General features: G+C 57.5%; 22 protein-coding genes. 9 read left to right on the top strand and 13 right to left on the bottom strand.

Annotated elements, in window-relative coordinates; translation table 11 throughout:
* Positions 1-34 precede the first annotated feature (34 nt).
* From CKW26_RS13070 to CKW26_RS13105, 8 genes are all read right to left on the bottom strand, one after another.
* A complete protein-coding gene (locus CKW26_RS13070; protein WP_095048859.1) occupies positions 35-781 on the bottom strand; it encodes a hypothetical protein in 747 nt (248 codons plus the stop codon).
* Positions 782-825: 44 nt separating this feature from the next.
* A complete protein-coding gene (locus tag CKW26_RS13075; protein WP_095048860.1) occupies positions 826-1506 on the bottom strand; it encodes a C39 family peptidase in 681 nt (226 codons plus the stop codon).
* Positions 1507-1569: 63 nt separating this feature from the next.
* Entirely contained in the window at positions 1570-2562 is a 993-nt protein-coding gene (locus tag CKW26_RS13080) for a heme utilization protein (protein WP_095048861.1), read from the bottom strand.
* A gap of 73 nt (positions 2563-2635) precedes the next feature.
* The gene (locus tag CKW26_RS13085) at positions 2636-3211 is read right to left on the bottom strand and encodes an adhesin (RefSeq protein WP_095048862.1); all 576 of its coding nucleotides are present in this window, start codon (positions 3209-3211) and stop codon (positions 2636-2638) included.
* Position 3212: 1 nt separating this feature from the next.
* A complete protein-coding gene (locus CKW26_RS13090) occupies positions 3213-3665 on the bottom strand; it encodes a hypothetical protein (protein WP_095048863.1) in 453 nt (150 codons plus the stop codon).
* A 357-nt stretch (positions 3666-4022) separates the two neighbouring features.
* Positions 4023-4547, bottom strand: a complete 525-nt coding sequence (locus tag CKW26_RS13095) for an AAA family ATPase (RefSeq protein ID WP_095048864.1) — start codon at positions 4545-4547, stop codon at positions 4023-4025.
* Positions 4544-5107 carry a nicotinamide riboside transporter PnuC gene (gene pnuC, locus CKW26_RS13100; protein WP_095048865.1) on the bottom strand — a complete coding sequence of 188 codons (564 nt, stop codon included), beginning with the start codon at positions 5105-5107 and terminating at the stop codon, positions 4544-4546. The genes CKW26_RS13095 and pnuC overlap by 4 nt, the downstream gene beginning before the upstream one ends.
* A 296-nt stretch (positions 5108-5403) precedes the next feature.
* Entirely contained in the window at positions 5404-7038 is a 1635-nt protein-coding gene (locus CKW26_RS13105; protein ID WP_095048866.1) for a methyl-accepting chemotaxis protein, read from the bottom strand.
* A gap of 305 nt (positions 7039-7343) precedes the next feature.
* Between CKW26_RS13105 and CKW26_RS13110 the strand changes: the two genes are divergently transcribed.
* Positions 7344-8174: an undecaprenyl-diphosphate phosphatase gene (locus CKW26_RS13110; RefSeq protein ID WP_095048867.1), complete on the top strand. Its 831-nt coding sequence runs from the start codon at positions 7344-7346 to the stop codon at positions 8172-8174.
* The gene (locus CKW26_RS13115; protein WP_095048868.1) at positions 8171-8602 is read left to right on the top strand and encodes a DUF1294 domain-containing protein; all 432 of its coding nucleotides are present in this window, start codon (positions 8171-8173) and stop codon (positions 8600-8602) included. Before CKW26_RS13110 ends, CKW26_RS13115 begins: the two co-directional genes overlap by 4 nt.
* Before the next feature lie 119 nt (positions 8603-8721).
* Here CKW26_RS13115 and CKW26_RS13120 read toward each other — a convergent pair whose 3' ends face one another.
* Both CKW26_RS13120 and CKW26_RS13125 read right to left on the bottom strand, forming a co-directional pair.
* Positions 8722-9081 (bottom strand): MmcQ/YjbR family DNA-binding protein, encoded by a 360-nt coding sequence (locus tag CKW26_RS13120; protein WP_095048869.1) that lies wholly within the window; start codon positions 9079-9081, stop codon positions 8722-8724.
* On the bottom strand, positions 9078-9986 hold the full coding sequence (locus CKW26_RS13125) for a LysR substrate-binding domain-containing protein (RefSeq protein WP_095049088.1): 909 nt from the start codon (positions 9984-9986) through the stop codon (positions 9078-9080). Before CKW26_RS13125 ends, CKW26_RS13120 begins: the two co-directional genes overlap by 4 nt.
* Positions 9987-10114: 128 nt before the next feature.
* On the opposite strand from CKW26_RS13125, the gene CKW26_RS13130 reads away from it, so the two are divergent.
* Together CKW26_RS13130 and CKW26_RS13135 are read left to right on the top strand one after the other, a co-directional pair.
* Positions 10115-10726, top strand: a complete 612-nt coding sequence (locus CKW26_RS13130; RefSeq protein WP_095048870.1) for an FMN-dependent NADH-azoreductase — start codon at positions 10115-10117, stop codon at positions 10724-10726.
* Between the two features lie 236 nt (positions 10727-10962).
* On the top strand, positions 10963-12000 hold the full coding sequence (locus tag CKW26_RS13135; protein WP_095048871.1) for a dienelactone hydrolase: 1038 nt from the start codon (positions 10963-10965) through the stop codon (positions 11998-12000).
* Between the two features lie 123 nt (positions 12001-12123).
* Here the strand turns inward: CKW26_RS13135 and CKW26_RS13140 are convergent, their stop codons facing one another.
* Together CKW26_RS13140 and CKW26_RS13145 are read right to left on the bottom strand one after the other, a co-directional pair.
* The gene (locus tag CKW26_RS13140; protein WP_095048872.1) at positions 12124-13311 is read right to left on the bottom strand and encodes an MFS transporter; all 1188 of its coding nucleotides are present in this window, start codon (positions 13309-13311) and stop codon (positions 12124-12126) included.
* A gap of 258 nt (positions 13312-13569) precedes the next feature.
* A complete protein-coding gene (locus CKW26_RS13145; RefSeq protein ID WP_095048873.1) occupies positions 13570-15156 on the bottom strand; it encodes an ABC-F family ATPase in 1587 nt (528 codons plus the stop codon).
* Positions 15157-15378: 222 nt separating this feature from the next.
* On the opposite strand from CKW26_RS13145, the gene CKW26_RS13150 reads away from it, so the two are divergent.
* From CKW26_RS13150 to lpxO, 3 genes are all read left to right on the top strand, one after another.
* Positions 15379-15921, top strand: a complete 543-nt coding sequence (locus CKW26_RS13150) for a hypothetical protein (RefSeq protein ID WP_095048874.1) — start codon at positions 15379-15381, stop codon at positions 15919-15921.
* A gap of 34 nt (positions 15922-15955) precedes the next feature.
* The gene (locus tag CKW26_RS13155; protein WP_095048875.1) at positions 15956-17707 is read left to right on the top strand and encodes a hypothetical protein; all 1752 of its coding nucleotides are present in this window, start codon (positions 15956-15958) and stop codon (positions 17705-17707) included.
* 325 nt (positions 17708-18032) lie between these two features.
* The gene (gene lpxO, locus CKW26_RS13160; RefSeq protein WP_095049089.1) at positions 18033-18932 is read left to right on the top strand and encodes a lipid A hydroxylase LpxO; all 900 of its coding nucleotides are present in this window, start codon (positions 18033-18035) and stop codon (positions 18930-18932) included.
* Between the two features lie 117 nt (positions 18933-19049).
* Here lpxO and CKW26_RS13165 read toward each other — a convergent pair whose 3' ends face one another.
* The gene (locus CKW26_RS13165) at positions 19050-19916 is read right to left on the bottom strand and encodes a Ku protein (protein ID WP_095048876.1); all 867 of its coding nucleotides are present in this window, start codon (positions 19914-19916) and stop codon (positions 19050-19052) included.
* Between the two features lie 189 nt (positions 19917-20105).
* Between CKW26_RS13165 and CKW26_RS13170 the strand changes: the two genes are divergently transcribed.
* Positions 20106-20426, top strand: coding sequence for a hypothetical protein (locus CKW26_RS13170; protein ID WP_095048877.1), 321 nt, complete (start codon positions 20106-20108; stop codon positions 20424-20426).
* Positions 20427-20477: 51 nt separating this feature from the next.
* Positions 20478-21632 (top strand): PQQ-dependent sugar dehydrogenase, encoded by a 1155-nt coding sequence (locus CKW26_RS13175; RefSeq protein ID WP_095048878.1) that lies wholly within the window; start codon positions 20478-20480, stop codon positions 21630-21632.
* Positions 21633-21718 lie beyond the last annotated feature (86 nt).

The following is a 21718-nucleotide window of genomic DNA, read 5'->3' on the forward strand; positions in this document are numbered from 1 at the left end:
CCCTTTAAGCCCAATGATCGAGACTCAGCGTAGTTCAATATCCAATAGTGCGTAGTGCCCTGAGTTGACTCAGGTTGCAATCCAGTGCGCCGGCACTCATGCCGTTATTGTTCAATACGACGTTGAGTTGAGTCATGTTATTGACCACGTTGGCACTGCCCAGCAGACGGGTATTCTGCAGCAAGCCACCTTGGGCGACTTGTTGCAGGGCTGTGCCCTGATTGCCGGCGGCTTGAATGGCCATCTGTACGCCGCCACCGTTGGCCGAAACGGCCACGCTGCCCGCGGCATTGCTGCCGCCAATGGTTTGTCCGGCCATCAGTGCCTGCCCTTGAGTGGGCACCAGCGCGGGGGCCTGATTGGCTTCCGAAACGTTGATGGCTACATTATTGTAGGCGGTATTGCTGTCGCCAGCGGCACGCACGCTCTGCGTCACGCCCTGGCTGCTGTTGAGGCCGGCGCCACCAGTGATCGTGCCGGTACCCGCAGGAAGGGGGCTGCCGTTGCCGTGCTCCTTGATCGTTTGCACATAAAATTCGGGTCTAACCGTTGCTGCCTGAAGTTGCATCGAGGTGGCTGCCCCGATCAAATCTCCGCTGGCATTGCGCCAGGTACTGCTCATGACAATGCCGAAGCTGATAATCCGCCCCGGCATGACATAACGACCACGCAGCTCGGCGAGCTCCTGGTCCTTGATCTCTATGGGTTTGAATCCTGCATTGGCGTAGCCCGATGCGCTCGCTGCCAGGCAGGCGGCGGCCAGCCAGTATGAGGTTTTCATCTGCTGCTCCCGGGACATCCAGTCCCATTTTCTATAATCGGCGATTAAAAGAAGTCGCTCTGAATGAACCCAAAATCCATCAATTCAGCATCTTTGACCGGGTTGAAACCGTCGAGCTTGTTCTTGGCCGTCAATGGCACCGGAGGGCTGCGCAAGGCGTTGGCCTTGTCATATCCGGGACCGACGATGGCGAAGACAATGCCGTTCCAGCCTTTGACAAAGTCATCATGTTTGTAGCGTTTATGGCCGAGAACCGGGTCTCCGATGTAAACCCAATCCTTGTCCGAACGCTGCAACACGACGAAATGCTTGTAGCCGCGAATTTCCATCAGTACCACCACCGGGATCGTTACCGCTTCGAGCTTTTCCGGTGGAATCTTGTAACCCCTGGCGCGCATGCCGATGCTTTCTATGTAGCGCTTCATGTCGAGCATGGAAAACCCTTGAGTACGAACAAGGTCCTGGTCAGCGTTGACCAGCATGCCTTTGATGATGTGCTCCTCATCGACGTCGAGCCAATAGGCTTGGCGTAATACCGTGGCCAGTGCAGCAGCGCCGCAGCTGAAATCGGTTTTCTGTTCGACGATGTCGGCAAACTTGCGCTCACGGATGCTCTGCACGTTTTTGTAGACGAGCGTGCCACCCGGCAGGGCAGCGACGGGCATCTGACCGGCCTGAGTCAGGCCACAGACGAAAAGCAGAGCGAGGAGAGCAGGCTTACGCATGATCGATACGCCTTTGCGGACTGAGGAAAAGCCCCGTTTCCGGGGCTTTCGTTTCGATCGCAGTTACAGGCAGGCTCTGCAGCCAGCAGCGATGGACAGCGAGTTGCTTTGTTGGTTGCCCACACCCGCCGAGACGTTGGCTCCGCCGTTGCCGGAGAAGTTGTTCATCGAGTTGGTCATGTTGGCGTTGTTGACCACTGGCGCTTTCCAGCCGTCTTTGGTCATGACTTGCTGAGTGGTTACGCCAGCGAGGCCAAAGGTACCCACGGCTTCGAACTTGGCTTTCTGGTCATCGTTGCCACCGTGACCGCCGCCACGATTGCCCCAACCGCCGTGATCATTATCGTCTTCGATGGTTGCAGTGCCTTTTGCCTTGAACACGCCGGCAGCGGCATAAGTGCCGGTGAGGGTGTCGGTTTTGTAGGTCTGCACGCCTTTGTTTTCTACAACCAGGCCAGTGGAAGACTGGTTGGCAGAAGCAGCAGCCTGAGCTACGCGGCCACCGGATACGGCGATCGCCAGGTTGTTTTTCTGCTGGTTGAAGTTGCCGGCAGTGACGTTGATACCGATGTTGCCGGAACCATTGTTGCCTGCGTTGTTGAGCGTAGCGTTATTGAAGGTGGACGAGTTTTTCACATAGTTGTTGGTGTTGACTTGAGTGGCACTCGAAGCAGCAACAGCGTTACCGAAGATGAAGCTTTCGTCAGCGGTGGCCAGCGCAGCAGCGTTGTCCTGCTGGTTGCCGTCGCCGGCTGCAACGTTGGCGCCCATGTTGCCGTTGGAACCGTTGAGCGAATCACTGGCATTAGCGTTGTTCAAAGTGCCCTGGTTTTTCACCACGTTGCCGTCGCTGTCTTGCACGTCAAGCACAGCGGCACCGGCGCCTGCGGTGATTTGCAGCAGTTGTTCCAGGGTTGGGCCTTTAGGCTGGTTATTACCATGCCCGTTGCCGTGCCCATTACCATGATCGTCATCACGACCGCCTGCCTGTGCTGCGATTGCCATCACTGCTGCAAGTGCGAAAACCAGTGGTTTGAGAGCCATTGTAGGTTTCATGGTGTTTCTCCATCGTGCTTATTAGTTGGTTAAGTGTTGGTACTTTCTAATTGCACTGCTTTTGTTGTTTGGGTCAGTCAGCGACCCGGATGCTCAGGGTGTTAGCCATTCGGTTCCCCACCCCGGCACTCTGGTTCACCTGGATTACCCCGCGGCTGCCGGTGAAGGCCTGATCACTTGTCGTGACCTGGCGACTGCCGGGTGAGGTCCCAGTTGCTCCTGAGCTTGGTAAAAGCGCCACGTTCTGTTGTGAAAGGGCACTGTCGTCAACGCTCTGCGGGGCAGCACTGATGCTGACGCGCGTGACGTTGGCCATCTGGTTGTTGGCGCCGGCACCCTGGTTCACACCGAGGATCCCGTTGCCATTACTGAAAGAGGTGCCGCCAATGGATGCGCTGGCGTCGATGGAGCGCGAGGCCGGTGTGTCGATTTTCTGCATGACGCTGGTACTGGCGTGGGATTCGGTGCCGATTGCCACTGCCTTGACGTTGGTCTGCTGCATTTGATCGCCAGCCGCCTGGTTGACGTTGAAGTTGCCGCGATAATGGACGCCGGAGTCTTGAATATTGGCGTTGTTCACTGAAACGGGATCAGCAGCCATAACTGTGGTGCAACCGAGCAGGGCGAGCAGAAGGAGTGAACGATTCATCTCATTGGCCTCCGGCCATGCGGGTCAGGGGGGCAAGGCCGGAACTCATGGCGCGGTTGATCGTGCCGGAAATCGCACCACCGGAACCGCCGCCGTGTCCTGCGCTCATGCCGGGCATGCCGTTGGGATTGGTGACGGTATTGAGGCCTGGCAGGTTGCTGCCGGCCTGGACATTGTTGACGGTGCGGAACGCGCTGCCGCTGGCGACACCGGCGAAGTCGCCATCGCTCAATTCGGTGCTGTTCATGGTGGAGTTGATGCGCGCGGACGGGTTGGCATTGACGGTGGTCGGGTAGGGGTCTTTGCCACCATTGCGACCGATAGGAATAGGCTGAACATCGCGGTTGAGGACGATGACGCCGTTGCCTTCCGCCTGCACGTTGAGGCTGATCAGCGTACTGGCTGCTGATCCGATCAGCAGAAGGCAGGTCAAACCTTTTTGGATATTCCCCACGGCTGCAATTCCTTCTTCAGTGGGCTGGCCCGAGTCAGCGTTGTGAAGGAGAGAGCGAAAGCTGTGCCGCTTTTTAAAAGTTTTTGAATTTCAATGAGTTGGTAAATAAACACGCGCAGCTGAAACACAAGCTGTTTCAGCGTTGAAACACCCACGGCCGCGCCGAGCTGTCTATTGGCTAAGCAAAGCTCTGGAACAAGGGTTTGCGACGATGTGTTTCAACCACGTAACAACTCGGATGACAAAGCCATGAACAGCGCTGAAACGGCCACTCTGCACGTCAACGAGTGTTTCAGAATCGGACACTTTGTCCCCAAAACAGGGGAAAGTGCCGGGGAAGGTGACCCGTTGACCGGGTCATTCGACCAGTAATTGCTCGACGGCGGCAAAGGCCTGCACTTGGCGCTCGGCCCAATTGCCCTGGATGACCTGAAAGTGCTGGTGGTGGTTTTCCAGCCAGTTCTGCGTGGCTTGGTAAAACGCCAGACGCTCGTCCAGATCCGGTTGGCAGCGCTGACCGTCATCGGTCCAGTCGATCTGTTCCGGGGACAAAAGAAGGTGCAGGTCGTAATGCCGTGCCAACAGCTCGGTTTCCAGCCAGTCCGGACAGTCAGCAAACAGCGTCTGGCTCCACAGCATGTTGCTCAGCAGATGGGTGTCGAGAATCAGCAGTGACGGCTGTTGCGCCCGAGCCTCATCCTCCCATTGCAACTGGCCCCGAGCGATATCAGGGATGTCGGCCAGGCATGTATCGCGGGGATTGAGTTCGATAAACCGACGCACGTATTCATCCACCCGCAAGCCGCCAAAGCGTTGTTGCAGGCCCGCCGCCAGCCAGCTCTTGCCAGTGGATTCGGGGCCGGTCAGGACCACGACCTTCATGGGCGCAACGCCGGGTCGGCGCGCCATTCGCGATAGCCTTGCACCGCCAGCAGGGTGAATAGCCCGTACAGCGCAGCGGTCAGGTACAGCCCTTTGTAGATGAACAACCCGACAAAAATCACATCGAGTACGAACCATAGCGCCCAGCATTGCAGGCGTTTCTGTGCCATCCACAGTTGCGCCACCAGGCTGAAACCGGTCAGCGCCGCATCCAGCCACGGTTGCGCGGCGTCGGTCCAATGCGCCATGGCCGCGCCGAGCAAGACACTGCCGACCGCGCCAACGCTGAGGCCGAGCAACAGAGTGCGGCGATCGAGGCGAGTGACCTCGCGGCCGTCATGCATCGTCCCGGCGCGGGTCCATTGCCACCAGCCATAGACTTGCAGCGCGGCGTAAATCACTTGCAGCAACATGTCCGAGTACAGCTTCACTTCAAAGAAGATCCAGCTATAGAGCAACACCATGACCAGACCGATCGGCCAGCACCACGGATTCTGTTTGACCGTCAGCCACACGGCGATCACCCCGAGGGCGGCGGCAAACAGTTCAAGCCCGGACATGGGGGTTCCTTGGGGGAGTGAAAGAAGGGGGCGGATTGTACTGCATTGGGCTAGGTACTGATGATCGCTGTAGATCAAAAGCCCCTCACCCTAACCCTCCCGAAACGTCGGACCGCCCGTAGGGAGAGGGGACTGACCGAGTTGGATGTTCGAGATACGCCGACCTGATCTTTCTGCGTTGAATCCATAATCGACTCGATTTTTCAGGTCGACGTATAGCTTGAGACACCTCGGTCGGCCCCCTCTCCTTGGGGAGAGGGGTGGGGTGAGGGGTGGGCTGACCACAGTTACACGGGTCAGACGCGGAACTGGCGCAGGAGGGCGTTGAGTTGTTCGCTCAACTGGCCAAGTTTCAGGCTGGCCGCACTCGATTGTTCGGCAGCGATCGCCGTGCTGTGCGAGAGGCCGGCCGCCTGAGTGACGTTCTGATTGATGTCCTCGACCACATGAGCCTGCTGCAACGTGGCGCTGGCAATCGACGCGTTCAGGCCATTGAGATTACGCAGTGCCTGGCCAATGGCATTCAGGCTCGCACCGGCCAACCCGGCTTGTTCGATGGTCAGTTGCGACGCCTTGCTGCTGTCGCCGATCACTTTTACGGCGGCTTCGGAGTGGTTCTGCAGGCGCTCGATCATCGACTGGATTTCCGCCGTCGACTTCTGCGTACGTTGCGCCAACAAGCGTACTTCATCCGCCACCACGGCAAACCCGCGACCTTGCTCCCCGGCCCGCGCCGCTTCAATCGCGGCATTAAGCGCGAGCAGGTTGGTCTGTTCGGCAATCGAACGGATCACCTCCAATACGCTGCCGATCTGCGTGCTTTCGGCAGCCAGGGTGCGAATCACTTCCACCGCTTGATCAATGGTGCCGGACAGCTTGTCTATCTGCTGCAAGCTGCCGTCGATATTGATCTGGCCCTGTTGCGCCTGCGCTTCGGCATCGCGCATTTCGGCGGCGGCGTGCTCGGCGTTCTTTGCCACGTCCTGCACGCCATAGGTCACTTCGTTGATCGCCGTGGCCACCAGTTCCATCTGCTGCGATTGCTGCTGGCTGCGTTGCTGAGCCTGCGAGGCGTCGTTGCCCAGTTCGCTGGACGACTGGCCCAAGGCGCTGGCCGACACCTGCAAATCACCGATCACCCGGCGCAGCTTGGCGGTGAAGGCGTTGAAGTGATGCGCCAGTTCAGTGACTTCATCTTTGCCATGGGTATCGAGGCTGCGGGTCAGGTCGCTTTCACCGCTGGCAATGTTGGCCATGGCGTTCACGGTTTCCTGCAATGGGCGGACGATGCTGCGCGCGATGAGGATCACCAACAGCGCCATGATCACGGCGATCACCAGGCCGATGACCGTAGCCTTGATCACTTGGCCCTGGAATTCCGCCTGAACGTCGTCGACGTAAACCCCGGAGCCGAGCACCCAGCCCCACGGTTCGAAAAGTTTGACGTAGGACGTCTTGGCCACCGGCTCACTGGCGCCCGGTTTTGGCCAGCGGTAGTCGACCATGCCCGCGCCTTTCGATCGGGCGATGGCGACCATTTCGTTGAACACCGCAAAGCCGTCCGGGTCACGGATCGCCGAGAGGTTCTGGCCTTCGAGTTTCGGGTTGGTCGGGTGCATGACCATCACGGGCGTGAGGTCGTTGATCCAGAAGTAATCGCTCTGGTCGTAACGCAGGCCGCGAATTGCCGTCAGCGCCTGTTTCTGTGCAGCCTCTTTGCTCAGGGTGCCGGCGGTTTCGAGGTCGTGGTAATAGGTCAGCAGGCCGCTGGCGGTCTGCACGACGTGCTGGGTTTTCTGGGCTTTGGCATGGTAGAGATCGTCGTGGATCTGCTTGAGCATCAACACGCCCAAGGTCAGCAACATGACCACCGCCACAATCAAGATGAGCCACAAGCGTCGGCTGATCGACACACTGCGCAAGCTGTTCATAACGCTGTCACTCCGGATTCTTTTTCTTGTAATAAACGACCGCCAGCATCCAACCACGATTTCGTGAGCGGGCATACGCGACCCAAGTCGTATAACGCGGCAGCGCTAATAAGGCTTGTCTGTTAGGATTTCGGCCCCGCGCGTGAAAACCTGAATCCAAATTGATATTTCACGGAATTTTGACCGTTTCGTGTGGATCCTGTGCGTGCGGAATCGGTACAGCCATAAACAGCTACGCTGATCGCAGTGAACGCTAGAAAAATACTATCGGGGCATGCCGGCGCGCATCGCTCTTTGGGGGATTGATGGATCTTTGGACGGCCTTGCAGGCACTGATACTAGGAGTTGTAGAAGGGCTGACGGAGTTTTTGCCCATTTCCAGTACCGGACACCAGATCATTGTTGCCGACTTGCTTGATTTTGGCGGCGAACGGGCCATGGCGTTCAATATCATCATCCAGCTCGGCGCGATCCTCGCGGTGGTCTGGGAGTTTCGACGCAAGATTTTCGATGTGGTCATCGGTTTGCCGACGCAGCCCAGCGCCCGTCGTTTCACCGCCAACCTGCTGATCGCATTTCTGCCCGCTGTGGTGCTGGGCGTGATCTTTGCCGACCTGATCCACGAATACCTGTTCAACCCGATTACCGTTGCGACCGCGTTGGTGGTGGGCGGCATCATCATGTTGTGGGCGGAAAAGCGTCAGCATGAAGTGCACGCCGAAACGGTCGACGAGATCACCTGGAAAGATGCCCTGAAAGTCGGCTTCGCCCAGTGTCTGGCGATGATTCCCGGCACTTCGCGTTCCGGCTCGACGATCATTGGCGGCTTGCTGTTCGGCCTGTCGCGCAAGACCGCTACCGAGTTTTCCTTCTTCCTTGCGATGCCGACCATGGTCGGTGCGGCGGTTTACTCGGGCTACAAGTACCGTGACTTGTTTGTGCCAGCGGACTTCCCGGTGTTCGCCATCGGTTTCGTCACCGCATTCATCTTCGCCATGATCGCCGTGCGCGGTTTGCTCAAGTTCATCGCCAGCCACAGCTATGCGGCATTTGCCTGGTATCGGATCGTATTTGGTCTGGTCATTCTGGCGACGTGGCAGTTTGGCTGGATTGATTGGGCGGCGGCCAAGCCATGAGTGATTCCCGCGCACGCCGGCCCGAAGGGCGACCTTCGGGCGGCAACAACATCCAGCATCTGAAGCTGAAACTGCTGGTTCTGCTGGTCGTCTGCGCGCTGCCGTTGTTCGGCTCGGTGTCGATGTGGTTGCGCGGGATTTCGTTGGTGCCGCTGACGGCTTACGGTGTTGTGAGTGTGTTGGCGTTCTTCATGTACTGGGCCGACAAGCGCAAGGCGCGCGCCGATGCCTGGCGCACACCCGAGAACATCCTTCATGCCGTGGAACTGGCGGGCGGCTGGCCGGGCGCATTGATCGCCCAGCAGGTGTTCCGGCACAAGACGCGCAAGGTGTCGTTTCAGATTCTGTTCTGGGTGATTGTCGTGTTGCACCAAGTGTTCTGGATCGACCAGCTGTTTCTCGGCTCGAACTTGCTGACGCTGTTCTGAATACACCGCAATTCCCTATGTAGGAGCTGCCGAAGGCTGCGATCTTTTTGATCTTGCTTTTAAAAGATCAAAGTCAAAAGATCGCAGCCTTCGGCAGCTCCTACACAGGGGGATCGGGTTTACAGCAACAAACCGATTTGGGTCTTTTTCGGCAACTTGCTCACCACCAGTTGATGCGAGCGCTGCAACAACCCGCACAATTCCTCGGCACCTAGCGGGTAGGGCGGATGCATGATGATCCACTGCGCCCGCGCCAGATACGGCGCCGGGTGAATGCCCGGGCGGTCGCAATGGCCAAGAAACAAATCCTTGTCGACCTTGAACGCCAGGGAATCCCCACGCAGCCCCTGCAAGGCAAACATCTTGTTGCCGGCAATCGAAAACACTCGCACGCCGCCCCATTTGTAATCTTCCCGAGCGCCCGGCAATGCCAGGCAGAACGCGGCCACGTCGGCTTCGCTCATCTTTCCCTTGCTCATAACAACCGCTCCCCACAGGCATTGAACGACTCGACCAGATGATCGATCCACGCGCGCACCGCCGGCATCACCCCGCGCCGATGCGGATACACCGCTTGCAGCCAGCCGCCGGGCAGCGACCACTCTGGCAGCATCTGCACCAGCGTGCCGTTTTCCAGCTCCGCTTCGCAATACATCATCGGCAACAAAGTAAAACCCTGGCCGGCAAGGACGCAGGCCTTGCGCACGCCGAAATCGTCGATGCCCAGGCGAGCCTCCATGTTCAGTTCGAAACTGTGGCCCTGTTGATCGAGCAGGCGCACATGCACCATGCGATCGGCCTCCAGCGCACCCAGTACGGGCAGATGCTTCAAGTCTTGCGGATGGTTGATCGTCTTGCCCTGTAAAAACGCCGGGCTGGCCACCACGACCATCTGCGCCTGACGCAGGCGTCGGGTCACCAGCAGCGGATCCTCGTCACCGTGCTCACGCACGCGCAACGCGACATCAAAGCCTTCACCGACCAGATCGACCCGGCGATTGAGCAGTACGACTTCCAGTTGCACCTGGGGGAATTTGCCGAGGAAATCGCTGATCACCCACGGCAACATTTCCCGGGCCAGACCTGTAGGGCAGGAAACGCGCAGTCGCCCGCGCGGCTCGCTGGACATGCTCGCCACCGCCTCATCGGCCATTTCTGCTTCGAGAAGCATCGCCTGACAGTGGCGCAAGTAACGTTCGCCAACCGCGGTGAGATTGAGTTGCCGGGTGGTGCGTTGCAGCAAACGCGCGCCAAGGCGTTCTTCCAGTTCGGCAATGCGCCGCGATAACCGTGATTTGGGAATCCCGAGCAATCGCCCGGCCGCAGCAAAACCGCCGGCCTCGACGACTTTGGCGAAATAGTAGAGATCGTTGAGGTCTTGCATCAGGGACATCCGACTGTTCTATCAGTGGGACAAACTATCGCATTTCAGGCGGCTAATCATCCATTGGTTTCTTGCGTAGGATTGTCTCCATTCCGTCGCCACCGGCGATTCCTTCCAGGAGATTCCACATGAAACTGCTGCATATCGATTCGAGCATTCTGGGCGACAACTCGGCTTCCCGTCAGTTGAGCAGCGAAGTTGTCAAAGCCTGGCAAGTTGCCGAGCCAAGCGCCGTGGTGACCTACCGCGACCTGGCCGCCGACGCCATCAGCCACTTCTCGTCGACCACCCTGGTCGCCGCTGGCACCACCGCTGAGCTGCGTAACGCCGCACAACAGCACGAAGCCGAACTGAGTGCTTCGACCCTGGCCGAGTTCATCGCCGCCGACGCGGTTGTGATCGCGGCTCCGATGTACAACTTCACCGTACCGACCCAACTCAAGGCGTGGATCGACCGCGTTGCAGTCGCCGGTCAAACCTTCCGTTACACCGAAGCCGGCCCTGAAGGTCTGTGCGGTGGCAAGAAAGTGGTGATCGTATCGACTTCCGGCGGCATTCATGCCGGTCAGGCCAGCGGCATCGCTCACGAAGAATATCTGAAGCTGGTACTGGGCTTCCTCGGCATCACCGACATCGAAATCGTCCGCGCCGAAGGCCTGGCGTATGGCGACGAAGTGCGTAACAACGCCATGACCGCTGCACAAGCGAAGATCAGCGAGCAACTGTTCGCCGCCGCGTAAGGCTTGCGTAAAGAACAGCTGATGTTCAGGTAACCCCCAAAAAACTCTGTATTCTGGTTCCGCAAGGGGCGAATACGGAGTTTTTTGTTTCTGACTGTTACATAATCTGGCCCGGGTTATGCAGTCACACAATCAGCGTCTGAGTGCATTGTCGTACCGGAACACCGAATCCCCGGGGTTTCAGGCCCGCAACGCAACGGAACTTTCGATTGAGTAACAACAGGGTGGGGCATCCCATGATGCGTCTTTGTGCAACGTTACTGATTTGCCTGCTCGGCAGCCTTAACACAGTGCATGCCGCGCCTGGGCGACACCCGGTCTGGAGCGTCGGTTATCACGAGATGACCTTCCTCGATCCGCTCGACCTGCAACCGATGCGCGCCATCGCCTTTTATCCCTCCAGCGATCGTGAACACCTGAGTCTGCTTGAGGGCTATTCGGTCGAAGCCGGCGAAGACACCAAAGTCGCCATCGGCCGCTTTCCGATGCTGATGCTGTCCCACGGTAACACCGGCACGCCGCTGGCGCTGCACGACCTGGCGACTTCGCTGGCGCGCAAAGGCTTTGTGGTGGTGGCGGTGATTCACCCCGGCGACAATTCCAAAGACCACAGCCGACTCGGCACCCTGAGCAATCTCTACGGGCGACCGATCCAGATTTCCGAAGCCATCACCGCGACCTTGGGCGATCGTATGCTCGCGCCGTACGTCAACGCCGATCAAGTCGGGGTGATCGGTTATTCCGCAGGCGGCGAGACCGCGTTGATCCTGTCCGGGGCGCAACCGGATCTCGATCGCCTGCGTCGGTATTGCCAAGAGCGCCCGGACGATCGTGATGCCTGTAATACGCAAGGTGAGTTGATCGTTGATCGGGATGATCTGCAACCGGTGGCCGATCCGCGCGTTCATGCGCTGTTGCTGATGGCGCCGCTGAGCCTGAAGTTTGGCCGTCACACCCTGGCCGATGTGCATGTGCCGGTGCTGCTCTACAGCGGTGATGGTGACAAACTGGTGGCCTTCGACAAGAATGCGGCCGCGCTGGCGCGCAAACTGCCGACGGCACCGGATTTCAAATTACTCGCAGGGGCTGGGCACTTCGTATTTATGGCGCCGTGTAACGAAGAGCAGATTCGCGCGATGCCGGCGCTGTGCACCGATGCTGATGGTGTGGATCGCGAAGATATCCATCGCAACCTGATCTCGGAGGCCGGGCGATTCTTCTCGCACACCTTGGGTAAACCGACCCGGGCCGGCATGCAGACCGCGGATCAATAGTCAGGAGCAGAACCCTTGTGGGAGCGAGCCTGCTCGCGAAAGCGTCATACCATTCAACATATTAGGTGACTGACACACCGCTATCGCGAGCAGGCTCACACCTACAGGGGATCGCGGCGAACTTCAGGACATCGCCCGGCGCTGCAGCAGTAGGGTCAGCCCCAACCCAACCACCGACAACAGCGCCGCACTGAAGAAAATCCACGAATACCCCAGATTCAAAGCCACCGCGCCCATCAACGGCCCGGCAATCGCCAGTGCCAGATCGAAGAACACTGCATAAGCCCCCAACCCGGAACCACGACTGGAGCTGGGCACCTGTTTGATCGCCTCGACACCCAGCGCCGGGTACACCAGCGACAGGCCAAACCCCGCGAGTCCTGCGCCGATCAGGGCAAACGCGGTGGACGGTGCCACCCACAACAGCACCAGCCCCACGGTTTCGATGCTCATGCAGGCAATGGCTGAGCTGAAGCCGCCGAAACGACTGATCGCTGAAATAAACATCAGCCGTGACAGGATGAAGCACACGCCAAACACCGTCAGACAGTACGCCGCGCCGGACCAGCCACGGTTGAGGTAATACAGCGTGATGAAAGTGGTCAGGGTGCCGTAACCGATCGAGGCCAGGGTCAGACTGGCGCCATACGGGGCGATTCGCCCGAACACCGCCCAAAACGGCAGGCGTTCGCCACGGATCACCGGCACCGACGGTTTGTTGCGGATCAGCAGCAGTGCACCGGCCGCCAGTACGGCCAGCGCGATGCCGAGGCTGGTGAAACCGTAATCAGCGACCATCACCACGCCTAAGGGCGCACCAATGGCAATCGCCCCATAGGAGGCAATGCCGTTCCAGCCGATGGATTTTGCCGTGTGTTCAACGCCGACCTGGCCCATGCACCAACTGATCGTACCGACACCGATCAAGCCCTGCGCGATGCCGAGCAGCAAGCGGCCGATGATCAGAATGATCAGGCTTGTCAGCGGCCAAGTCTGCAGCAGGGTGGAGAGCAGCGTCAGCAAGCCACTGAGGACAATTCCCCACAAGCCATAAATGATCGCCCGTTTCGTGCCGACCGTGTCCGACATGCGCCCGGCCATTGGCCGGCTGAGCAGGGTGGCCAGGTATTGCGAGCCAATCACCAGCCCGGCGATGACCGCGCTGAAACCCAGTTGCTCATGCACATAACCCGGCAACACCGCGATCGGCAGGCCGATGCAGAGGAACGCAATAAAGGTGTAGAACACGATGGAAACGATCTGCAGGGTGATCGCCATGGAGCTTTGCGGTGGCAGTTGCTGCGCAGACATGAGGACTCGTTCGCGGGCGGCGGTGGGAGAGTTCGCATCATGGCTTGGGCTTGAGATAAAAGAAAGCAGGCTAACTATCTTTCCAGATTGATCGTTCCCACGCTCTGCGTGGTAACGCCGCCACGGACGCTCCGCGCCCCGCTCGTGTGACGCGGAGCGTCACGGGATGCATTCCCACGCAGAGTGTGGGAACGATCAGCGCGCTGAATGCAAAAAGCCCCGTCACATGGACAGGGCTTTTCAGTTTTCAGCTGCTTTTTAGAACACCACACCCTGACTACGCAGGTAGTCATCGTAAGTGCCGCTGAAGTCGGTCACGCCATTCGGGCTCAGCTCGATGATGCGCGTGGCCAGGGACGATACGAACTCACGGTCGTGGCTGACGAAGATCAGCGTGCCCGGGTAGTTTTCCAGCGCCAGGTTCAGCGCCTCGATCGATTCCATGTCCAAGTGGTTGGTTGGTTCGTCCATGATCAGCACGTTCGGCTTTTGCAGGATCAGCTTGCCGAACAGCATGCGACCTTGCTCACCACCGGAGATGACCTTGACCGACTTGAGGATTTCGTCGTTGGAGAACAGCATGCGCCCCAAAGTACCGCGAATCATCTGCTCGCCCTGAGTCCACTGACCCATCCAGTCGAACAGGGTGACGTCGTCTTCGAAATCGTGCGCGTGATCCTGAGCGTAGTAGCCCAGTTCTGCCGCGTCGGTCCACTTGATGCTGCCGGCGTCCGGGGTCAGTTCGTTGACCAGAGTGCGCAGCAGGGTGGTTTTGCCGATACCGTTCGGGCCGATGATCGCCACGCGCTCGCCGGCTTCAACCTGGAAGCTGAAGTCTTTGAACAGTGGTTTGCCGTCGAAGCCTTTGGCCATTTTTTCGACGATGACCGCCTGGCGGTGCAGCTTCTTGTTCTGATCGAAGCGAATGAACGGGCTCACGCGGCTCGAAGGCTTGACCTCGGCCAGCTGGATCTTGTCGATCGCCTTGGCGCGGGAAGTAGCCTGCTTGGCTTTCGAGGCGTTGGCCGAGAAGCGGCTGACGAACGATTGCAACTCGGAAATCTGCGCTTTCTTCTTGGCGTTGTCCGACAGCAGTTGTTCGCGGGACTGGGTCGCCACGGTCATGTACTCGTCGTAGTTGCCCGGGAACAGACGCAGCTCGCCGTAATCCAGGTCAGCCATGTGCGTGCACACGCTGTTCAGGAAGTGACGGTCGTGAGAGATGATGATCATCAGGCTGTTGCGCTGGGTCAGCACGTTTTCCAGCCAGCGAATGGTGTTGATGTCCAGGTGGTTGGTCGGTTCGTCGAGCAACAGCACTTCCGGATCGGAGAACAGCGCCTGCGCCAGCAATACACGCAGTTTCCAGCCTGGCGAGACTTCGCTCATCGGGCCGAAGTGCTGCTCGATGCCGATGCCCAGGCCCAGCAACAGTTCACCAGCGCGGGATTCGGCGGTGTAGCCGTCCATCTCGGCGAATTCGGTTTCCAGCTCGGCCACGGCCATGCCGTCTTCTTCCGACATTTCCGCCAGCGAGTAGATGCGGTCGCGCTCGGCCTTGACCTTCCACAGCTCTTCGTGACCCATGATCACGGTGTCGATCACGGTGAATTCTTCGTAGGCGAACTGGTCCTGGCGCAATTTACCCAGACGCACGTTCGGCTCGAGCATGACCTGACCGCCGGACGGGTCGAGGTCGCCGCCGAGGATTTTCATGAAGGTCGACTTGCCGCAACCGTTGGCGCCGATCAGGCCGTAGCGATTGCCAGCACCGAATTTGACCGAAACGTTTTCGAAGAGCGGCTTGGCGCCGAACTGCATCGTGATGTTAGCTGTGGAGATCAATTACCTTACCTATCAATGGGTTAGAGCTGGTGTTTTGTGTGTCTGATACCGCTTCGATACCAATCCGGAGCTTGTCCAGCTCCACCCAGTCTGAGCTTGAGTTAAGTCAACGCGCATACGTCGCCAGCAGCATTGACCGGTGTGGCCACGCTGCTGAACGACGAATACGGGGTCTGTGTTTGGACATTGCGCGCATTGTCGCATAAGTAGGACGGCAGTTGTATGACGGGCGATAACGAACGTCTAGCGCGAACAGGGCTTCTACGCAGCGCCGGTTTCGGTGGTCGCCTTCTGGCTATGGGCGAAAGTGCTGCTATTTTTACGGGGTTGTGGCACGGTGCCATGACTTGCGCGAGCTTCGGTAATGAAAGCAATCATTCGCTCGCCAGCGACTTCAAAACGCCCCGACCATCTGGACTTGAACCGATGCTCATGATTCGGCATGAACAGCTGCATGCATTTCAAACTGATTCGACGGTTAAGTTCGCCGAAAAAATTCTGCCTGAAATGAAAGCGGCTTACCCGGACGCGGTCGCTGGGGTCAGCGACGACGCATTCAGGCAGCGATTGATTACCTATATAGACAGGGCCCAATCCTATGGCCTGGAAGAATCGCGAGACATCGTGGCCTACATAAAACTGACGCTTTGCATGGGCTGCGAATTCATGCAGCGGTCAGCGATAAGTCAGGTTTTGATGGATGTAAATATTCCGCCGCATCAACGGATGGGGATCCTGTTGAACTCGCTGATGTCGGTTCGTTAAAAATAGTTACTCGCGTCTATGGAGCAGCAATGCGATGGAATGCAAAAAATGTGTGAGTGTCGCCGACATTAAAAAGGCTCATGCCGAAGACCAGTCGGGCGAAAGTGTCGGAGTGAAAACGGTATGCCCCAAGGATAGCGCAAGCGCCAGTTCTTCCGTTGTCGAGTCATCGTTGTCTATGCCGGTCATGGTTTCTGTTCCTGTGGAACCATACAAAACCATGGCAGAGTGCAAGACTGCTAAAAAATACATTGAGAGTCAGCGCGCCTATCAGAATTCGTTCATTGGCCATTGTTTTCGAAGTGTGATGACCGAACACTCGAGTGTGGGATTCGAGTTTGAGTTTACCGGACACTCAATATTTGGCCTGGATTCGCACGTTGCGCTGGGGAGTTCCGGGGCGTTATCGGCTTTGTTTGGTATTTGTTTCGAGCTGGAAAGCGATTCTGGGCAAATTATCGAAATAGGCATGCCGCCGTTTTTGATCCCTAGAATCGAAGGTAAACATAACAAGGAGGAAATCGCTGCGGTCTTCGCCTGTATGAAAGATGCGATGCTGAGCATTAAAAGGGTTGCAGTAAACGATAAGCACAGCCTTGATAAATTGCTTTGCCTTGTTGAGCAGGAAGGCATCGGAGATAAATGGTCAAAGAAAACCCAGCGCATTCTTGAGGTCTGCGAGCCCACTTCTGATAAGGCTAAAGGCGATAAAATCTATTCTCAAATGAATATTTCCATGAGCGCCATTGAAAGTGCGGATTTGATTACGGCGTCGAGAGAATGGTTTGCCGAAGAAAAAGACTGGAACGAATGTGAAAAATCGTTCATCGGTGATACTTACCGTACCCTGGAAAATTTGCACAACGGCAAGCAAGCGGCAGTCATTCACATCAACAAAGCCTTGGTGAATACACTGGCTATTCCTTCTCTAGTCTATCCACGACGCAACGGAAATCCGGTACCGGAGAACATGGATTACTCATCGATGGTCAAGGAAATGGCCAGTGTCTGGGTGAAGGATTCTCCAGCCAATATTTTGGCGACGTTGGCAGGGCCTGGCGATCGTGAAGAGTTGAAGCAGCACGCGGAGTTTGCATTTGAAACAGTTATCAAGCCGAAGCTCAACACGCTGATCGGTTATATGAGGGTTGATGAGGAGGGGGCTGTTGGCAGGCCATTCGCGTACGAGAAAGAACAGTGGGCAAAAATCAATACGGTTTTTCGAGGGGAACCGGAGTGGATCTGTGAGGACACTCGTAGCAAGTTATTGGTTTTAGGTAAAACTGTAGCCACTTCTTTTGAGCCTGTCCTAACTAGACTCGATGAGTGGGGAAAGCTAATCAAAAATGATGATTACAGGGAGTTTGATGATCTTGTTAAAGAGGGCTTTTTGGCAGTTGAGGTGGGTGATGAAAGCGTCGATCGTGAGTCGACGCGTGCTTCTTTCTATGCTGACCGTTATAGGCAAATAAAAGAGGCGATTGACACGGCGTGTCAAAAAGCAGTTGCGGAAGCGAGCACTCAGACTGTCTACAACGATATTGAGAAAGAAGTCACTAATATGATCGGCCGCTTAGGGGGCGGTGCCGTTGATTTTGGCGCGCACTCGTTTGGCAACGAAACATTTGGCGAAGGATTTGGCGTGAGAAAAGATACCTTCGTCAAATATTTCAAATCTGAGTGTCCGAGTTGGGCTTCGGGGATGCCAGAGCTTGTATATAACGTCGTCGAGATTCGCAGCGATCTTGCTGTTAAAAAGTACCTGGGTATCGCAGTTGTCGTATAGCGCATCTGAAGCCTTTTACCGCTGATCTTCCGTAGCCCTCTAGAGGATGATGCAAAGGGGAGGCGTCTGAAAAAGCGGCGGGACTGCTGTTGTGAAAGCGCTGCCAAGGACGCCGGGACAGCATCTGGCGCAATCGAAGGACAGATTTTCACAGATGAAGGCTCACCCTCAGTTACAAACTGTGGCTAAAATGCCACCTTTCACCGAGCGTCCGGTTACGGCGCGGGCCAAGGACGTGCCATGTGTATTCAGACCACTGCATAAGACGCTGGGCCTCAGGCCGCCAGGCGCGCAGTTTGTTCACTTTTGACGTGTGACGATTTCCGTGAAACTCATCATTGCTGCTATTTATGTCATTTCCATTGCGTACGTTCACCTGCGTGGGCGTGTGCGACACAAACTCGGTCGACAACTGAGCGACCATTCGACGTTTCTCGCGCCGATCAACTGCTTCCTTTATCTGTTTTCCAAAAAACCGAACAAGCCGTACCTGGACCCTAGCGAGTTTCCTGACTTGAGCCCGTTGCAGGCGCACTGGGAAGAAATCCGTGAAGAGGGGCAGAACCTGCTGCGTGCCGGCGAGATCAAGCGCTCCAACCAGTACGACGATGTCGGTTTCAACTCGTTCTTCAAAAGCGGCTGGAAGCGGTTTTACCTGAAGTGGTACGGCGAGAGCCATCCGTCGGCCATGAAGCTGTGCCCGCGCACCACCGAACTGGTGCAGAGCATTGGTTCGATCAAGGCCGCGATGTTTGCCGAGTTGCCCCCGGGTTCGAAACTGGTGCGTCACCGTGACCCGTATGCCGGTTCCTATCGCTATCACCTGGGCCTGGACACGCCGAACGATGCCGGCTGCTACATCAACGTCGACGGTGAAAATTACCATTGGCGCGATGGCGAAGCGGTGATGTTCGACGAGACGTTTATTCATTACGCCGAAAACACCACCGACAAGAACCGTATCATCCTGTTCTGCGATATTGAACGGCCGCTGAAGTACCGCTGGGCCGCCGCCTTCAACGCCTGGTTCAGCCGCACGGTGATGTCGGCGGCGGGCGCACCGAACGATGCTGGCGACCGTACTGGCGGGATCAACCGCTTGTTTACCCGGATCTACAAGATTCGTCTGCGTGGCAAAGAGCTGAAAAAGCGCAATCGCAAGCGCTACTACATGGAAAAGTGGGCGATCTTCGGTGGTTTGCTGGCGATCTTCATTATGATCTGAATTCAAGGTAAACGCTGCTGACGCCATCGCGAGCAGGCTCACTCCTACATTTGAAATGCGTTCCCCTGTAGGAGTGAGCCTGCTCGCGATGACGGTCTCAAGGGCAACCAATCACTATCAGGAAGCCTTCTTGGTCTTCTTCGCCGGCGCAGATTTCGCCGTTTTCTCTGCTTTCGCTTTCGGCTTCGCCACCGCTTTCCCGCCCAGACTGCGTTTGAGCAGCTCGGTCAAGTCGATCACATCAGCGGTTTTACGCTCTTCCTCGCCGCCCACCGTCTCAACATCCTCGATCTTGCCTTCATGGGCCTTTTTCTCGACTAGCGCCATGATCTTGTCTTCGAACTCATCCTTGTAATCCTCGGGCTTCCAGTCTGCGCTCATGTCCTGCACCAGCCGTTTGGCCATGTCCAACTCACCCTTGGCTAACTGCGGCTTGGTCACTTCGCTGCCTAGTTCCAGCTCATCGAGACCACGTACCTCCTGCGGCCAGCGCAACTTCACCAACACCAGCGCCGATTCCAGCGGCATTAACGCTGCGAGGTATTGGCGCGTATGCAAGACAACGCGGGCGAGGGCGACCTTGTTGGTTTTGCTCAGGGTTTCACGCAGTAACGCGTAGACCTTGCCACCGCGTTTGTCCGGCGCCAGATAGTAGGGCGTGTCGATGTTTTGCAGGGGGATCTGATCGGCGTCGACAAACGAGAATATGTCGATGGTCTGCGTTGAAACAGGGTGTGCCGAGCGGATCTCTTCTTCGCTGAGCACCACATATCGGCCTTTTTCGTAGGCCACGCCTTTGACAATGTGTTCCTTGGTAACTTCTTTGCCGGTGACCTTGTTTACCCGTTTATAACCAACGGGATCCATGCTGCGGCTGTCGAGCCAATCGAAATCCACGCCCTGCGACGAGGTCGCCGAGACCAGTGCGACAGGGATGTGCACCAGTCCAAAACTGATTGCGCCTTTCCAGATTGCCCGAGCCATGGTGAGTTCTCCGAGTGATGATCGGATGACCTGCGGCCACGACTGAAAGTTTCCCCGGGATGCGCGGGTTACCAGCCACTTGGTCAAGCCGTGTTACATGTTGTTTAAGCCTGACGGGTTAACAAATCCGAACCCTCGGCGTAGCGTGGACTCGAAGGCTCTATCCCACGCCCATCGAGAGGCAGCGTTATGAACCGAATTCTGCTTGGCATCGTCGTCCTTGCCCTCAGTGGTGGGCTGGTTCATGCCGACGTGCTGTTGGCGCAAAGCCCCACTGGTAACAGCAATAACCCCTACAACAGCCCGATCCGCCGGGCCAATCCGAACAGCATGCAGGGCACTCAGCCCAGCGCTCCCCCCATTCGGGGGCCGAACACCGTACCAACGCCGCGCAAGCCTACGGTCGAGAACCGGGGCATTGGCAACGGCCAGCCGATCCGTTCGGTGCCGAGCACTCCCCCCACGTTCATTCCCAACCCACCTTCGCGCGGCGGAGACAGCAATCGTTGAGCGCCAGGACTGAAGTTCTGTCGGCCCTTCAAACGAAAAAAGGAATCGTGCATGTTGCGTAAAACCCTTCTAGCCACACTGTGTGCCGGTGCGCTGATCAGTGCTCCGGCCTTTGCCGCCGCGCCCAAAGAGCTGCAAAGCGAACAGGGCACCCTCGAAGTCACGACCATCACCGCAGGCCTTGAGCATCCATGGGCGCTGGCGTTTTTGCCGGATCGCCAAGGCATGCTGGTCACTGAGCGTCCGGGCAATCTGCGCGTGGTGGCGGCAGACGGCACGCTGTCAGCACCGATCTCCGGTGTACCGCAGGTCTGGGCCAAGGGGCAGGGCGGGTTGCTGGATGTCGCGCTGTCGCCGGACTTCAAACAGGATCGTCTGGTCTATCTGTCCTATGCCGAAGGCGGCGGAGCCGGCGACAAGGCTGGCACCGCCGTAGGGCGCGGGCGGCTTGCGGATGACCTGAAGACGTTGAAGGACTTCAAAGTGATCTTTCGCCAGGAGCCGAAGCTTTCGGTCGGCAATCACTTTGGCTCGCGGCTGGTGTTTGATCGCGACGGTTATCTGTTCATTACCTTGGGCGAGAACAACGACCGGCCGACTGCGCAGGATCTCGACAAGCTGCAAGGCAAGGTCGTGCGCATCTACCCCGACGGCAAGGTGCCGGACGACAACCCCTTTGTCGGCCAGTCCGGCGTTCGCCCGGAAATCTGGGCCTACGGCGTGCGCAATCCGCAGGGCGCGGCGCTCAATCCATGGACTGGCACGGTATGGGAGAATGAGCACGGCCCGCGCGGTGGCGACGAAGTGAACATCATCGAGCGCGGCAAGAACTATGGCTGGCCACTGGCGACCCACGGCATCAATTACTCGATGCAGCCGATTCCGGAAGCCCAGGGCAAAACAGCCGAAGGCACCGTCGCGCCGCATCATGTGTGGGAGAAATCGCCGGGCGTTACCGGCATGACGTTTTACGATGCCGATCGTTTTAAACCGTGGCAACACAATGCGTTTATCGGCGCACTGGTGAGTCAAGAACTGATCCGCTTGCAGTTCGATGGCGACAAGGTCGTGCATGAGGAGCGTTTGCTCGGCGAACTCAAGCAGCGGATTCGTGATGTGCGGCAAGGGCCGGATGGTTATTTGTATGTGCTGACCGATGAAGAGAAGGGTTCGCTGTACAAAGTTGGCCTGAAGCCGACACCTTGACGGGTAGGCCCCTGTAGGAGCTGCCGCAGGCTGCGATTTTTTTGATCTTGATCTTCACAACAAAATCAAAAGATCGCAGCCTTCGG

The organism is Pseudomonas sp. Irchel s3h9, from assembly GCF_900187475.1.
Classification (GTDB): Bacteria; Pseudomonadota; Gammaproteobacteria; order Pseudomonadales; family Pseudomonadaceae; genus Aquipseudomonas; species Aquipseudomonas neuropathica.